The organism is Pseudomonas guariconensis (genome assembly GCF_900102675.1).
GTDB lineage: Bacteria > Pseudomonadota > Gammaproteobacteria > Pseudomonadales > Pseudomonadaceae > Aquipseudomonas > Aquipseudomonas guariconensis.
In genome coordinates, this window is the sequence record NZ_FMYX01000005.1 from 1 (window position 1) to 14419 (window position 14419).

General features: G+C 62.4%; 12 protein-coding genes, 1 tRNA gene and 2 pseudogenes. 6 read left to right on the forward strand and 9 right to left on the reverse strand.

What is annotated here, in order from left to right; translation table 11 throughout:
* From BLS27_RS09780 to BLS27_RS24195, 3 genes and pseudogenes are all read left to right on the forward strand, one after another.
* Positions 1-315: aldehyde dehydrogenase family protein (locus BLS27_RS09780; RefSeq protein WP_139205748.1), on the forward strand; the 315-nt coding region annotated here is incomplete at its 5' end.
* A gap of 111 nt (positions 316-426) precedes the next feature.
* Positions 427-1440 (forward strand): annotated as a pseudogene (locus BLS27_RS24190) (HAMP domain-containing protein); the annotation flags it as partial.
* Between the two features lie 339 nt (positions 1441-1779).
* Positions 1780-2298: pseudogene (locus tag BLS27_RS24195) on the forward strand (methyl-accepting chemotaxis protein); the annotation flags it as partial.
* An 85-nt stretch (positions 2299-2383) separates the two neighbouring features.
* On the opposite strand, the gene BLS27_RS09790 reads toward BLS27_RS24195, so the two are convergent.
* Complete coding sequence (locus BLS27_RS09790) at positions 2384-2626, reverse strand: DUF465 domain-containing protein (RefSeq protein WP_043212077.1); 243 nt, start codon at positions 2624-2626, stop codon at positions 2384-2386.
* Between the two features lie 272 nt (positions 2627-2898).
* Here BLS27_RS09790 and BLS27_RS09795 point away from each other — a divergent pair.
* Positions 2899-2973 (forward strand) — tRNA-Gln (locus BLS27_RS09795).
* A gap of 171 nt (positions 2974-3144) precedes the next feature.
* Here BLS27_RS09795 and BLS27_RS09800 read toward each other — a convergent pair.
* The 3 genes from BLS27_RS09800 to BLS27_RS09810 all read right to left on the reverse strand — a co-directional run bounded on the left by BLS27_RS09800 (position 3145) and on the right by BLS27_RS09810 (position 5661).
* Entirely contained in the window at positions 3145-4293 is a 1149-nt protein-coding gene (locus BLS27_RS09800; protein WP_043212076.1) for a M14 family metallopeptidase, read from the reverse strand.
* Between the two features lie 106 nt (positions 4294-4399).
* Entirely contained in the window at positions 4400-4912 is a 513-nt protein-coding gene (locus BLS27_RS09805; RefSeq protein WP_090344412.1) for a DUF4880 domain-containing protein, read from the reverse strand.
* Between the two features lie 431 nt (positions 4913-5343).
* Positions 5344-5661, reverse strand: a complete 318-nt coding sequence (locus BLS27_RS09810; RefSeq protein ID WP_043212074.1) for a hypothetical protein — start codon at positions 5659-5661, stop codon at positions 5344-5346.
* A gap of 130 nt (positions 5662-5791) precedes the next feature.
* Between BLS27_RS09810 and BLS27_RS09815 the strand changes: the two genes are divergently transcribed.
* Entirely contained in the window at positions 5792-6445 is a 654-nt protein-coding gene (locus BLS27_RS09815) for a LexA family protein (RefSeq protein WP_043212082.1), read from the forward strand.
* Between the two features lie 47 nt (positions 6446-6492).
* On the opposite strand, the gene BLS27_RS09820 is transcribed toward BLS27_RS09815, so the two are convergent.
* The 4 genes from BLS27_RS09820 to BLS27_RS09835 all read right to left on the reverse strand — a co-directional run bounded on the left by BLS27_RS09820 (position 6493) and on the right by BLS27_RS09835 (position 12130).
* On the reverse strand, positions 6493-8445 hold the full coding sequence (locus tag BLS27_RS09820; RefSeq protein WP_043212072.1) for an acetyl/propionyl/methylcrotonyl-CoA carboxylase subunit alpha: 1953 nt from the start codon (positions 8443-8445) through the stop codon (positions 6493-6495).
* Complete coding sequence (locus tag BLS27_RS09825; protein ID WP_090344415.1) at positions 8442-9254, reverse strand: gamma-carboxygeranoyl-CoA hydratase; 813 nt, start codon at positions 9252-9254, stop codon at positions 8442-8444. Before BLS27_RS09825 ends, BLS27_RS09820 begins: the two co-directional genes overlap by 4 nt.
* Positions 9255-9256: 2 nt before the next feature.
* On the reverse strand, positions 9257-10864 hold the full coding sequence (locus tag BLS27_RS09830) for a carboxyl transferase domain-containing protein (RefSeq protein ID WP_043212068.1): 1608 nt from the start codon (positions 10862-10864) through the stop codon (positions 9257-9259).
* A gap of 102 nt (positions 10865-10966) precedes the next feature.
* Entirely contained in the window at positions 10967-12130 is a 1164-nt protein-coding gene (locus BLS27_RS09835) for an isovaleryl-CoA dehydrogenase (protein ID WP_090344418.1), read from the reverse strand.
* 239 nt (positions 12131-12369) lie between these two features.
* Between BLS27_RS09835 and BLS27_RS09840 the strand changes: the two genes are divergently transcribed.
* Positions 12370-14040, forward strand: coding sequence for an AMP-binding protein (locus tag BLS27_RS09840; RefSeq protein ID WP_090344421.1), 1671 nt, complete (start codon positions 12370-12372; stop codon positions 14038-14040).
* 178 nt (positions 14041-14218) lie between these two features.
* Here the strand turns inward: BLS27_RS09840 and BLS27_RS23795 are convergent, their stop codons facing one another.
* A complete protein-coding gene (locus BLS27_RS23795) occupies positions 14219-14386 on the reverse strand; it encodes a hypothetical protein (RefSeq protein ID WP_167358084.1) in 168 nt (55 codons plus the stop codon).
* Positions 14387-14419: the final 33 nt, after the last annotated feature.

The window sequence follows — 14419 nt, forward strand, 5'->3', positions numbered from 1 at the left end:
ATCTTCGGCCCGGTGGTCAGCGTCACCACCTTCAAGGACGAAGCCGAAGCCCTGGCGATCGCCAACGACACCGAGTTCGGCCTCGGCGCTGGCGTATGGACCCGCGACATCAACCGCGCCTACCGCATGGGCCGCGGCATCAAGGCCGGTCGCGTATGGACCAACTGCTACCACCTGTACCCGGCCCACGCTGCGTTCGGGGGCTACAAGAAGTCCGGTGTCGGCCGTGAAACCCACAAGATGATGCTCGACCACTACCAGCAGACCAAGAACCTGCTGGTGAGCTACGACATCAATCCGCTGGGCTTCTTCTAAATCGCGTTGCCTTTTTCGCGGGTGAACCTGCTTCTGCAGTGCTTGTGCTGTGGGGCTGGGTTTACCCGCGAAAAAGTTATCACCGCCTTAACGATTTCTCGTGGAGTCTTGATGAAAATCCGGTACAAGGTCAGCCTCGCCGCTGCCTGTGTGTTGTTGATCACCACCAGCCTGTTGTCCTTGGCCCAGGTCAGCCAGGTGCGCACGCAAGCGGGAGAAAGCATCCTCGAATCAAGCACGGCCGTTGCAAGGCAGATCGAGAACTGGCTCAACGGCAAGCTGCACCTGATGGATTTGACGGTCCAATCCATCGCCAGCCCCGTCAGCCAGCAAACCGTCCAGCGCATCACCGATTCACCTTTGTTGAAGCAGGAGTTCGCACTGGTGTTCGGTGCCCTGCAGGTCGATGGCAAACCCATTGGCGACCTGGATACCTGGAAACCCAAGCCAGGTTATGACGGTCGCACGCGTCCTTGGTATGCGACCGGGGAAGGGAGCAGCCAGGCAGTGCTGACCGAGCCCTATCAGGATTCCTCAACGGGGAAAGTGTTGATCTCGGCTGTCAGCAGAATCACAGACGATGGGCGGTTTGCCGGTGTGCTGGGCGGCGATATCCATCTCGACACCGTCACCGAGGCCATCAATACCCTGGACTTCAGCGGCGCGGGCTATGCCTTCTTGCTGAACCAGAACGGCAACATCATTTCCCACCCCGATGCCCAGCTCAACGGCAAGCCCTACAGCGCGTTGTTCGGCGGCGCACAGCCGCCTTTGGAAAGCCAGCTTCAGTCGATCGAGGTGGATGGCAAGTCCTTGCTGGTGTCGTTCATTCCGTTGTCCAACCTCCAAGGCATGCACTGGTACATCGGCGTGGTACTGGATGAAGGCATCGTCATGGCCGCCAGTCATCAACTGACCTGGCGAGCGGCAGTCGGCACCGGATTGGGTGTGCTTCTGAGCCTGCTGGTGCTGGGCCTGTTAGTGCGGCGCTTGTTGTTACCCTTGGATCGGCTCAAGGCCTCGCTGGCCGACATGAACCGTGGTAACGGCGACCTGACGCGTCAACTACCGGTGTCCGGCAACGATGAAGTGGCGCTGGTGTCGGTGGAGTTCAATCAATTCCTGGGCAACCTCAAGACGTTGATCGGCGATGTGCAGCAGACCTCGCAACAGGTGCGCGAGAGCACCTCGGCTACTTCCCACGAGGCAAACCAGGCGGCCAGCCGCGTGCAATTGCAGTTGCAGGAGCTCGATCAACTCGCCGCCGCCATGAACGAAATGGCCTCCACCGCCGAGGACGTGGCGCGCAATGCCCAGGCCGCTGCCCAAGCCGCGGTGGCCGCACACGATCAGACTGAGAGCGGCGTGGCGCTGGTGTTGCGCTCGACCGGGGCCATCAACGGCCTGGCCGAGGAAATGAACACCACCGGGCAGGCCATCAACGAGTTGTCCACCCTAAGCCACAGCATCGAGTCGATCCTCTCGGTCATCACCAGCATTGCCGACCAGACCAACCTGCTCGCACTCAACGCCGCGATCGAGGCCGCGCGTGCCGGGGAGTCCGGGCGCGGATTCGCCGTGGTGGCCGATGAGGTGCGTTCGCTGGCTTCGCGCACCCAGCAATCGACCCAGGAGATCCGCCTGATGATCGACCAGTTGCAAGCGGGTGTGCGCCAGGCCCAGATGCGCATGCAGCAAAGTCGTGATGCCGCCAGCAAGACTGCCGAGGATGCCAATGCGGCCAATGAGACCCTCGGCCGCATTCGCGAGGCGATCTACCGCATCAACGACATGAACCTGCAGATCGCCGCTGCTGCCGAGCAGCAGAGCGCCACCAGCGAAGAGATCAACCGCAACACCACCAACATTCGCGACATCGGCCTGGAAGTGTCCGGCGGTGCGCGGCAGCAAGTCAGCCAGTGCTCGGTGATGGTCGACCATGTAAGTCAACAGGACCGCCTGCTCAGCCGCTTCCGGATATGAGCGGCCTGACAACTCTCTGCATCGTGTAAGGAGCACGGTGCGACCGTCTTCAACTGGCAGGGACTGCGAAGCAGCCCCACAGGGCTCACGCCTTACGCTCGAGTTGTCGCTCTATCATGTATTTGACCGCCAGGCGCCTTTCCTTGAGGCGCCGCAGGTCGTCGTCATCGGCAATGCCTGCCGAGATCGATTCGGCCGCCAAAACCTGATTGTCGATATCCACATATTCATCCAGCAGCCGGTCCAGCTCTTTGTCCTGCTGGCGCCGTTGCTGGACGATTTCGCGGGGATAGTGCAGGTCCTGGTACAGGTCGTGGGAAACTGGCATGGCGCCCTCCTTGTAATGCGCAGGTTTTCTTACCTGATTGGAAGGGGCGAACACGCGGTTGTTAAAGCGAGGCGCAAAAAATACGACGGATGGCCAGGGCAGGAATCAGCGGGGAAGACTAACTTGCTGTTTTAAGGCAATTTTTTTCATTCCGGGGGTTCCCAGGTGAATCGAGTGTTGGTATAGTGCCGGCCATTCCAGCACAGCGGCTCAACGTCGTTGTCAGCGAACCGTCAGAACGACAGTGCTCATGCACTCGTCGCATCCGATACAGGGGCGTCGCCAAGCGGTAAGGCAGCAGGTTTTGATCCTGCCATGCGTTGGTTCGAATCCAGCCGCCCCTGCCATTTCTTCACATCTCTTCTCGATATTCCTCTTTGCCTTGGCGCACTGTCTTCTAGTGTCTTTCGCTCGTATAGCGATTGAGGCTCGTGGCGCTTATCCGGCTGCCATCGCGGAACAAGCACAAGGCTGCTCCCTGTAGGAGCGGGCTCGTCCCGCGATAGGGCCAGAATGCTTCAGCGCAATTCCTTGACCATCTTCTCCAAGGTTTCCAACACGGCGCCAGCCAGCGCTTTGGATCGCTCGCCCGACCAGCCGGTAATGGCGTTGGGCGCATCGTCGTGATCCTTGAACGGCATCTCCAGCGTCAGTGAAAGGCAATCATAGGCTTGGCCGACGGCGTTGCAGGCCAGTGTCATGTTGGCCTGACCGGGCTCGTCGCGGGTATAGCCGTGCACGGTCTGGAAGTCCCGTGTGATGCTGCACAGTGTGGAGCGGAACTGCTCCTCTAGCTTCGCCAGGCGGGGCGTGTAGCCCGGGTTGCCTTCGCAGGCGGCGGTGAAGACATGTGGGATTTCCTCGTCGCCATGCACATCGATGAACGCATCCACCCCGTGCTGTTTCATCTGGCTCTGGGCGAAGAAGACCTCGGGGCTGAGCTCGACGCTGGCGTCCTGCCAGGCGCGGTTGAGGTCCTTGCCCTTGAAGTTGGTGCGCAGATGTCCGAGGAAGGCGCCATCAGGGTTCATGTTCGGGATCAGGTACAGGTCGGCGGCCGCGAGCAGTGACTGGACGGTGCTGTCGTTGGCTTGCAGGCGGTCTATGACGCCCTCCATGAACCATTCCGCCATGTGCTCGCCAGGGTGCTGCTGAGCGATCAGCCACAGCTTGCGCTTGCCTGGTGCGCCGTCGCCTGCGCGCAACAGCGGGATATCGCGGCCTTGCACGCTACGACCGCAGGCCAGCAGCTCGACGGCCGGCAGTTGCTTGGCTCGTTCGATCAGTTGGTTGTGGCGGGCGCGGGGGTAGGGTTCGAAATAGGCGAACCAGGCCTGCGGAGCCTTGGCTTGAAGTTCGAACACCAGGGCTTGGCCGTCGAACTGGCTGGGGATGCGAAACCAGTGCTGTTGATCATAGGATGCCACGGCCTGATAGCCGTGCCAGGCCTTGTTGTAGGAGGACTGGCTGGCGTTATCGAGGCTGAAGCGGTGGGTCTGGCCCGGGGTCAGGCCGCTGGCCTTGAAGTGGAACCACTGGAAATGGCCACTGTTGGTATCGGGGCGGATGGCCAAGCGCACGCGGCTCGGGTCGCGGGTGTCCAGTACCTGGATATTGCCGGAATCGAAATCGCAGTCGATCTGCAGCGGGGACAGCGTCACGGTCATTGCCAGACTCCTGTGGCTTTGTTGTGGCGTTACTGTACACCGCTTGGCCAGAAGGCTGGGCGACTAAATCCTGTAGGAAAGAACTGCTTGCCCAATGGCCTGGGATTCAGGTCAAGAAGCCGAGCAAGGCCAAGGCTGCCACACCCAACCCGACCACGATCGCACAACCGCCCAGCGACAGTGCTGCCCGGCCATGGCGGTACCAGCCGTCATGGCCCAATTGGCGCGCAGGGGCGAGCAGGCTGCGCCATCGCAGTTCGGTCTCGTGGAAAGCCTGCAGGTGTTCCGGGGCGGCGTCGAGCCAGCGGCGAAAGTCGATGCGTTCGCAGGCGGTGGCCTCGGGGTTCTGCAAGTGGATGTACCATTGCCCCGCAGTGCGAGCGAGGGCGTCGCCTGGAGTGCAGGTGGTTTGCAAGGCCTGATTCAGGTGGCGCTCGATGGCCAATAGCGGGAGGTCGAGACGCTGGGCGATGTTCGCAAGGTCCAGCTGGTCGAGGCGGTTGAGCAGAAAGACCTGTTGCACGCGCCGTGGCAAGCGCTGCAGGCCATGGAGCAGGGCGTCGCCGGTTGGCGTCTGCAAGGCGGTGTCATGTTCCAGAGGCAGCAATAGACGGTTCATGGACAGCTCCTTGCTCAAAATGGAGTAGGGGGCATCTTCCGTGATGCGCGAATAGATTAATCTTAACGATATTGATTCTCAAGTGCTGATTCCGTAAAACGCTGCAACACCCGTTCACGATTTGACATACCTTTGCTATCCTCGCGGCCATCAAGCGGTACCGATCTTCATTAGCCTGAAGAGCCAAAAAAATGACCCGGCAAAAAGCCGGGTCAAAAACCGTGATTAGCCTGATGAGGAGATAATCTGAGAGTCCGACCTAAGGGCTTCCAGGTTATCCAGCAGGTCTCGCGACCAGCTGAGTGCAATAATAATCGTTATCATTTGACAGTCAAATGAATTTTCCCCTTCCTGGTAAAAAAATATTACCGGGCGGCTCCCTGATAGCCGGAATACGGGCTCTTCACCGCTCGTCGGCCATCACGTCTTGCTCATCTCTCGGTCTTTCCTGACGCTTGCTCGTGCTCCAGCAACGCCCTGGCCATGTTCATCATGTGCATCAATGCGAACATCACCTCCCGGGTCATGCCCTGGGGCTGGTGAGTGGCTGTTTCGTGCGCGGTGGCCGCCGCGCAGCGCAACAGCGCCAGGGCATGATCCCGGGCCTGTGCGGCGCTTACGCCTTCATGTAGCGTCCAGATCTTGTTGTCCAGATTGGGGCGGGGCGGCGTGGGATTAAGGTAGTAGTCCAGGGCGCGGCGGGCTGCTTCGCTGTCGAGATCTGTTTCGTCGTTTTTCGATGGTTTCATCCTGATACCTGTTGATATTCACTTGGGAGTGGTGAATACGCAGCATAGGTCAGTGTGTATTATTTATCTCATTGAAGATAATTCAGGATGTGTATTGATGCGGCAGATGCAGTCCGTATTGTTCTCCGCCATGGAAAACTGGAACGAATTTCTTGCGCGCTACAAGCGTGAACACAAGCTCAACCAGCTCAAACTCGCTGAACGTCTGGGCATGACCCAGGGCGGCGTAGGCCATTGGTTGCGCGGTACCCGAAAACCCACGCTGGCGACCATCAACGAAAAACTGGAAAAACTCGGGCTGGTGTATCTGCAAGCCCAAGTCATGGTGGTGGAGCGCAACCTGTTGCGTGAAGCACCTGGGGTCTACGCGCCAGGGCGGCCAATATCGGGCGAAGCGTTGCGCTATGCCAGTTTTCGGCTTCCGGTACTGGCCTGGAGCGATCTACAGGGCAAATTGCCCGAAACCGCCGAAGTGCACGAGCAGAGTGACTACATGCCAGCCGGTAATGCATTCTGGCTGCCGGTTGAAAACGATTCGATGAATGCCGCAAGCGGTGTGAGTGTGCCCCAGGGAATGCTCATCCTCGTGGATACGGGGCTTGAGGTGGCGCCTGGAAAGCTGGTGATCGCTCGTCAGCCGGGCAAGGCCGCGGTGTTGAGGCAATTGATCGAAGAAGGCGGAGAGCGGATGCTCAGGCCGCTCAATACCCGGTATCCCACAGTGCTGTGCGAAGAGGGCTGCGAGTTTCTCGGCGTCGTGGTTCGCGTGCACGGCAAGTTCTGATCGGCAGGGGCCGCTGCGCAATTCATCGCGCAGCGGCCCCTTTGTGTTTACTCAGCCAATTCCACCAGCACCGCCCCTTCGCTGACCATGTCACCCTCCTGACAAAACAGCGCCTTGACCGTGCCGTCATGCGGTGCGCGGATGCTGTGTTCCATCTTCATCGCTTCGAGCACCATCAGCGCGGTGCCAGCCTCCACGGCCTGGCCCGGCTCCACCAGCACACGTACGATACTGCCGTTCATGGGGGCGCTCAGGCCGCCTTGATGGCTATGGCTGGCTTCGGCCTCGGCGATCGGGTCGAAGGCGTTGACCCTATGCATTTCGCCATTCCATTGCAGATACAGCGCGTCACCTCGGCGTATGGCCAGGTAGCGGCGACGCAGGCCGTCCTGCTCATGGCACAGCTGCTCGCCCTGAAGTTGCCAGGCGGAAGGAGCGCTGGATTCCAGCGCCACGGCCTGGTCCTGTCCGCCACTGCTCAGATGCAGGCTGCTACGCGCCGGCAGGCCCAGGCGCAGGCCGTCATGCCGGGCCCAGGGCGAGCCGGGATCGTCCTGACGCTGGTGCGTGGGACTGCCCTGCAACCAGGCCTCGGCGGCGGCTTGCCAGAACGCCGCAGGCAAGGCAGCGGGGGCCGGCAGCAGCTCGGCCTGGTGGCGTGGAATGAAGCCCGTGTCCAGTTCGGCCGCCGCGAAGGCCGGGTGCGCCAGGATGCGGCGAAGGAAGTCGATATTGGTCTTCAATCCGCCGATGGCGAACTCGTCGAGCATGGCCAGCAGGCGCAGACGGGCCTGTTCGCGGTCTTCGCCCCAGGCGATCAGCTTGCCCAGCATGGGGTCGTAGAACGGCGAGACGGCATCCCCCTCGCTCACGCCGCTGTCCACTCGGCGGCCTTCGCCTGGGGCCGATTCGCGGTACAGCGCAAGGGTGCCGGTGGCCGGCAGGAACTCGTTGGCGGGGTCTTCGGCATACAGCCGCACCTCGATGGCATGACCGATCAGTGGCACCTGAGCCTGGGTGATCGGCAGAGGTTCGCCACAGGCCACGCGGATCTGCCAGGCCACCAAGTCCAGGCCGGTGATGGCTTCGGTGACCGGGTGCTCGACTTGCAGGCGGGTGTTCATCTCCATGAAGAAGAACTCGCCACGGGCATCGAGCAGGAATTCCACGGTACCGGCACCGACATAGCCGATGGCCTGAGCGGCGCGCACCGCCGCCTCGCCCATGGCCCGACGCAGCTCAGGCGACAGGCCTGGGGCGGGGGCTTCTTCGACAACTTTCTGATGACGGCGCTGGATCGAGCAGTCGCGCTCGTTGAGGTACAGGCAATTGCCGTGCTGGTCGGCGAACACCTGGATTTCCACATGACGCGGCTTGAGCACGTACTTTTCCACCAGCATGCGCGCATCGCCGAACGACGATTGCGCCTCGCGCTGCGCCGAGGCCAGGGCGTCGGCCAGTTGGCTTTCTTCCTCGACCACTTTCATGCCTTTGCCGCCACCGCCGGCACTGGCCTTGAGCAGTACCGGATAGCCGATGCGCTCGGCGGCGGCGCGGAAGGTTTCCAGGTCTTGGGCATCGCCGTGGTAGCCGGGCACGAGCGGCACGCCGGCGCTTTCCATCAGCGCCTTGGCCGCCGACTTGCTGCCCATGGCATCGATAGCGCTGGCCGGTGGGCCGAGGAAGATCAGGCCGGCCTGCTCGACGGCGCGGGCGAAGCCTGCGTTCTCCGAGAGGAAGCCATAGCCTGGGTGAATGGCCTGGGCGCCGCTGGCCTTGGCGGCGGCGATGAGTTTGTCGATCACCAGGTAGCTTTCGGCAGCCTTGGTGCCGCCCAGGTCGATGCGAATATCTGCCTCGCGACTGTGGCGGGCATCGCGGTCGGTGGCGCTGTGCACGGCGACCGTGGTCAGGCCCATGGCTTTGGCGGTGCGCATGATCCGGCAGGCGATCTCGCCGCGGTTGGCGACCAGCAGGGTGGTCAGGGTGGGACGGCTCATGGGCGCGGTTCCTTCTCGTTGACTTGCCAGGCGGGGCGGCGTTTTTCCAGGAAGGCGCGCAGGCCCTCCTGGCCTTCCGGGCTGACGCGGATGCGGGCGATGGTGTTTTCGCAGTAGCGGCGCAGGGCCGGGCTCAGCTCGCCGTCGTCGACTTCGCGCAGCAGATCCTTGGTGGCGCGTAGGGCCTGGGGGCTGTTGAGCAGCAGGTTGTCGACCCAGGCCTCGACCTGAGCGTCCAGCTCGTTGGCCGGGTAGACCTCGGCCAGCAAACCCAGCTCACGGGCGCGCACGCCGCTGAAGCGCTCGGCGGTCAGGGCATAGCGGCGGGCGGCGCGCTCGCCGATGGCCTTGACCACGAACGGGCTGATCACCGCTGGCGCGAGGCCGATGCGCACTTCCGAGAGGCACAGTTGTGCGTCCTCGGCGCCGATGGCCATGTCGCAGCAACTGATCAGGCCCAGGGCACCACCGAAAGCTGCGCCTTGCACCACCGCCAGGGTTGGAGCCTTGAGCCGGTGCAGGGCGTACATCAACTCGCCCAGCTCACGGGCGTCGTCCAGATTGGTGTTGAAGTCCAGCTGTGCCGATTGTTGCATCCAGGCCAGATCGGCACCTGCGCTGAAATGCTGGCCGCGGCCGCGCAGCAGCACAAAGCGCAGGCTGGCGTCCTCGGCGAGCTGGTCCAGGGCGACGATCAGTTCGCGGATCATCTGCGCGTTGAAGGCATTGTTCTTGTCTTCGCGGCTCAGCCACAAGGTGGCGAAGCCGCGAGGGTCCTTGATGACTTCCAGGGTGCTGAAATCGTTCATGGTCACATCCGGAAAATGCCGAAGCGGCTCTGTTCGATCGGGGCGTTCAGCGCGGCGGACAACGCCAGGCCGAGCACATCGCGGGTCTGCGCCGGGTCGATGACGCCGTCGTCCCATAGCCGTGCGCTGGAGTAGTAGGGGTGGCCCTGGCGTTCGTACTGGTCGAGGATCGGCTGTTTGAGCTTGGCCTCTTCCTCGGCGCTGAAAGCCGTACCGGCGCGTTCGCTCTGTTCGCGCTTGACCTGGGCCAGTACGCCAGCAGCTTGCTCGGCCCCCATCACGCCGATGCGTGCGTTGGGCCACATCCACAAGAAGCGCGGGTCGTAGGCGCGACCGCACATGCCGTAGTTGCCGGCACCGAAGCTGCCGCCAATGATCACGGTGAACTTCGGCACTTGGGCACAGGCCACCGCGGTCACCAGCTTGGCGCCATGCTTGGCGATGCCGCCTTCTTCATACTTCTTGCCGACCATGAAGCCTGTGATGTTCTGCAGGAACAGCAGCGGGATGCCGCGTTGGCAGGCCAGCTCGATGAAGTGCGCACCTTTTTGCGCGGCCTCGGCAAAGAGGATGCCGTTGTTGGCCAGGATCGCCACCGGGTAGCCATGCAGGTGGGCGAAGCCGCACACAAGTGTGGTACCGAACAAGGCCTTGAACTCATCGAACACCGAACCATCGACCAGACGTGCGATAACTTCGCGCACGTCGAATGGTTGCTTGGCATCGGCGGGGACAACGCCGTACAGCTCCTGGGCGTCGTACAGCGGGGCGATCGGTGCCTGGCGCTGCACGTGGCCGAGCTTGCGCCAGTTGAGATTGGCCACGCTGCGCCGGGCCAAGGCCAGGGCATGTTCATCGTTGTCGGCGTAGTGGTCGGCCACGCCGCTGGTGCGGCAATGCACGTCGGCGCCTCCCAGGTCTTCGGCGCTGACCACCTCACCGGTGGCAGCCTTCACCAAAGGGGGGCCTGCGAGGAAGATCGTCGCCTGCTGGCGCACCATGATCGCTTCGTCGGCCATGGCCGGTACATAGGCGCCGCCTGCGGTGCACGAGCCCATGACCACGGCGATCTGCGGGATACCTTGCGCGCTCATGTTGGCCTGGTTGAAGAAAATCCGTCCGAAGTGCTCGCGGTCCGGGAAGACCTCGTCCTGGCGGGGCAGGTTGGCGCCGCCGGAGTCCACCAGGTAGATGCAGGGCAGGCGGTTCTGCAATGCGATGGTCTGGGCGCGCAGGTGTTTTTTCACCGTCAGCGGGTAATAGGAGCCGCCTTTGACCGTGGCGTCGTTGGCTACGATCATGCACTCGACCCCTTCGATACGACCGATGCCGGCGATCACGCCCGCGGCGGGTACGTCTTCGCCGTAGACCTCATGGGCGGCCAACTGGCCGATCTCGAGGAAGGGCGAGCCTGGGTCGAGCAGGCGATCGATGCGCTCGCGTGGCAACAGTTTGCCTCGCGAAGTATGCCGCTCCTGGGCCTTGGGGCCGCCGCCTTGGTTGACCTGGGCGAGCAGGGTGCGCAGAGCCTGGACCTGGGCCGCCATGGCGCTCCAGTTCTGCGCGAACTCTGGTGATTTAACGTTCAACTGTGACTTCAGGATCATCATGACTCCTCGCGCAGAATCAAGCCTCAAGCTTCAAGCTGCAAGAATGTTCAGTGTTGTGACTGCAAGCGCGCATCGCTGTTTGTCTTGCTGCTTGAAGCTGCTTCAGCGGGTTTCGTTGAACAGTTCGCGACCGATGAGCATCCGGCGGATCTCGCTGGTGCCAGCACCGATTTCGTACAGCTTGGCGTCGCGCAGCAGTCGACCTGCCGGGAATTCATTGATATAGCCATTGCCACCGAGGATCTGGATCGCCTCCAGGGCCATCTGAGTCGCGCGTTCGGCGGTATAGAGGATCACCCCGGCGGCATCCTTGCGGGTGGTCTCGCCGCGGTCGCAGGCCTGGGCCACGGCATACAGGTAGGCGCGGCTGGCGTTGAGCTGGGTGTACATGTCGGCGATCTTGCCCTGGATCAGCTGGAACTCGCCGATGCTCTGGCCGAACTGCTTGCGGTCATGGATATAGGGCACCACCAGGTCCATGCAGGCTTGCATGATGCCGGTCGGGCCGCCGGAGAGGACTACGCGCTCGTAGTCCAGGCCGCTCATCAGCACACGCACGCCGCCGTTGAGCTGGCCGAGGATGTTTTCCTCCGGGACTTCCACACCATCGAAGAACAGCTCGCAGGTATTGGAGCCGCGCATGCCGAGCTTGTCGAACTTGTTGCTGCGCGAGAAGCCTTTCCAGTCGCGCTCGACGATGAACGCGGTGATGCCATGGGGGCCCTTGTCCAGGTCGGTCTTGGCGTAGATCACATAGGTGTTGGCGTCAGGGCCGTTGGTGATCCAGGTCTTGCTGCCATTGAGTACGTAGTGATCGCCGCGCTTCTCGGCGCGCAGCTTCATCGATACCACATCGGAGCCGGCGTTGGGCTCGCTCATGGCCAGGGCGCCGATGTGCTCGCCGCTGATCAGCTTAGGCAGGTACTTGAGCTTTTGCTCATGGGTGCCGTTGCGGTTGATCTGGTTGACGCACAGGTTGGAGTGGGCGCCATAGGACAGGGCCACCGAGGCCGAGCCGCGGCTGATTTCTTCCATCGACACCACGTGGGCCAGATAACCCAGGCCGGCGCCGCCGTATTGCTCTGGCACGGTGATACCCAGCAGGCCCATGTCGCCGAACTTACGCCACATGTCGGCCGGGAACAGGTTGTCCTGGTCGATCTGAGCCGCGCGGGGGGCCAGTTCGGCGGCAACGAAGGTGCGCACCTGGTCGCGGAGCATGTCGATGGTTTCGCCCAAAGCGAAGTTCAGGGTGGGGTAATGCATGCGGAGGGCACCTTCTTGTTATTGACGTTGGGTTACACCGTAGCTCAAGGGCTATCCACCGCTCCCACGGGATGGGTGTCACGCCGACAAGCCGGTTGTCATTTTTCACCTTTACGTTAACGTAAACCTGCTGACTGAGGGTGTCAATCAGCTCGTGACCTTTACGTTAACGTAAATCTGCGCCAGAGTAGCGTCGCTTGCTTCAGTCATGCCCAGAACAAACACAAGAAGGGACATCCATGAGTCAACCAAGCTACACCCGCGGTCGCCAGGACCGCCCGTTGTTGACCCTGACCATCGGCCAGGCCTTCGATGCGACTGTGGCTCGCTATCCCGACGGCGAAGCCCTGGTCGTTCGCCACCAAGGACAGCGCTACAGCTGGCGGCAGCTGGCCGAGACTGTCGATGAGCACGCCCGGGCACTGATGGCGTTGGGTGTGCAGGTCGGCGACCGGGTCGGGATCTGGGCGCCCAACTGTGCTCAGTGGTGCATCCTGCAACTGGCCAGCGCCAAAGTCGGCGCTATCCTGGTCAACATCAACCCGGCCTACCGGGTCGGTGAACTGGAATACGTACTGCGCCAGTCAGGCTGCAGCTGGCTGGTGTGCGCCGACGCCTTCAAGACCTCTGACTACCACGCCATGCTGCTGGACCTGGCCCCAGAACTGCGCACCGACGCGCCCGGCCAACTGGCCAGCGAGCGGCTGCCGGCGCTGCGCGGGGTGATTAGCCTGGCCGTCAACCCGCCGGCCGGTTTCCTGCCTTGGACTCGGCTGATCGAGCGGGCAGGGCAAACCGACCTTGCGGCCTTCGACGCCCGCCAGCGCAGCCTGCAATTCGACCAGCCGGTAAACATCCAGTACACCTCCGGCACCACCGGCGCGCCCAAAGGCGCCACGCTCAGCCACTACAACATCCTCAACAACGGCTACATGGTTGGTGAAAGCCTGGGCCTGACGGCACAGGACCGCATGGTCATCCCGGTGCCGTTGTACCACTGCTTCGGCATGGTCATGGCCAACCTGGGCTGCGTTACCCATGGCAGCACCATGATCTATCCCAACGATGCCTTCGACCCCGGCCTGACCCTGCACGCCGTGGCCGAGGAGCGCGCCAGCATTCTCTACGGCGTGCCGACCATGTTCATCGCCATGCTTGACCACCCCGGTCGCGCCGAGCTGGACCTCTCCAGCCTGCGCAGCGGCATCATGGCCGGGGCCACCTGCCCGATCGAGGTAATGCGCCGGGTGATCGGGCAGATGCACATGGCCCAAGTGCAGATCGCCTACGGCATGACCGAGACCAGCCCGGTGTCGTTGCAGACCGGTCCTGACGACGAGCTGGAGCTGCGCGTGACCACGGTCGGGCGTACCCAGCCACAACTGGAAAGCAAGCTGGTGGATGAGCACGGCAACATCGTCCCGCGTGGCGAAATCGGCGAGCTGTGCACTCGCGGCTACAGCGTGATGCTCGGCTACTGGAACAACCCGCAAGCCACCCAGGATGCCATCGACCCGGCTGGCTGGATGCATTCGGGTGATCTGGCGGTAATGGATGAGCAGGGCTATGTGCGCATCGTCGGGCGCAACAAAGACATGATTATCCGCGGAGGCGAGAACATCTACCCGCGCGAGCTGGAGGAGTTCTTCTATACCCACCCGGCGGTCGCCGATGCCCAGGTGATCGGCATTCCCTGCAGCCGCTATGGCGAGGAGGTAGTGGCCTGGATCAAGCTGCACCCCGGGCACAGCGCCACGGCCGAGGAGCTACAGGGTTGGTGCAAGGCGCGTATCGCGCATTTCAAGGTGCCGCGTCATTATCGCTTCGTCGAGGAATTCCCGATGACGGTGACCGGGAAGGTGCAGAAGTTCCGCATGCGCGAGATCAGCATCGCCGAGATCAATCTCTGAACAGTCCTCGGTATCACCTGGTTGCGAGGGAGTCATGGTCTTGCTGCGGTGACCTTCGCGTGTAAACCCGCTCCCACAAAAAACGCGCTTGCGAAGACACAAGCGGGCTTACCTGCGAAAGGGGCGGCAGTTTCGCTGCCGCTCCCACTGTCCATCCCGTGCTTGTCACGGTCCTTGTCTATCCTTTGCCTTTCACCGGTGGCTCCTCGCTCGGCGGATCCCCCACGGTCGGCGGCACGGTCGGCTTGATCGGCAGCTCGTCCGGCTCCTCCTCTGGCACGCCCGGCGGCAGGGTAGGGTCGTCGATGTTCGGGTCGGGCGTCTCCGGTGGAATGGGAATGTTCATGGCCAGGCCTCCTTTGGGATTCAAGCGTCTTTG

Bases quoted from the DNA above. Each gene is read 5' to 3' on its own strand.
- BLS27_RS09790 (WP_043212077.1), bottom strand. From the start codon at position 2,626: ATGCCAGTTTCCCACGACCTGTACCAGGACCTGCACTATCCCCGCGAA.
- BLS27_RS09800 (WP_043212076.1), bottom strand. From the start codon at position 4,293: ATGACCGTGACGCTGTCCCCGCTGCAGATCGACTGCGATTTCGATTCC.
- BLS27_RS09805 (WP_090344412.1), bottom strand. From the start codon at position 4,912: ATGAACCGTCTATTGCTGCCTCTGGAACATGACACCGCCTTGCAGACG.
- BLS27_RS09810 (WP_043212074.1), bottom strand. From the start codon at position 5,661: ATGAAACCATCGAAAAACGACGAAACAGATCTCGACAGCGAAGCAGCC.
- BLS27_RS09815 (WP_043212082.1), top strand. From the start codon at position 5,792: ATGGAAAACTGGAACGAATTTCTTGCGCGCTACAAGCGTGAACACAAG.
- BLS27_RS09820 (WP_043212072.1), bottom strand. From the start codon at position 8,445: ATGAGCCGTCCCACCCTGACCACCCTGCTGGTCGCCAACCGCGGCGAG.
- BLS27_RS09825 (WP_090344415.1), bottom strand. From the start codon at position 9,254: ATGAACGATTTCAGCACCCTGGAAGTCATCAAGGACCCTCGCGGCTTC.
- BLS27_RS09830 (WP_043212068.1), bottom strand. From the start codon at position 10,864: ATGATGATCCTGAAGTCACAGTTGAACGTTAAATCACCAGAGTTCGCG.
- BLS27_RS09835 (WP_090344418.1), bottom strand. From the start codon at position 12,130: ATGCATTACCCCACCCTGAACTTCGCTTTGGGCGAAACCATCGACATG.
- BLS27_RS09840 (WP_090344421.1), top strand. From the start codon at position 12,370: ATGAGTCAACCAAGCTACACCCGCGGTCGCCAGGACCGCCCGTTGTTG.
- BLS27_RS23795 (WP_167358084.1), bottom strand. From the start codon at position 14,386: ATGAACATTCCCATTCCACCGGAGACGCCCGACCCGAACATCGACGAC.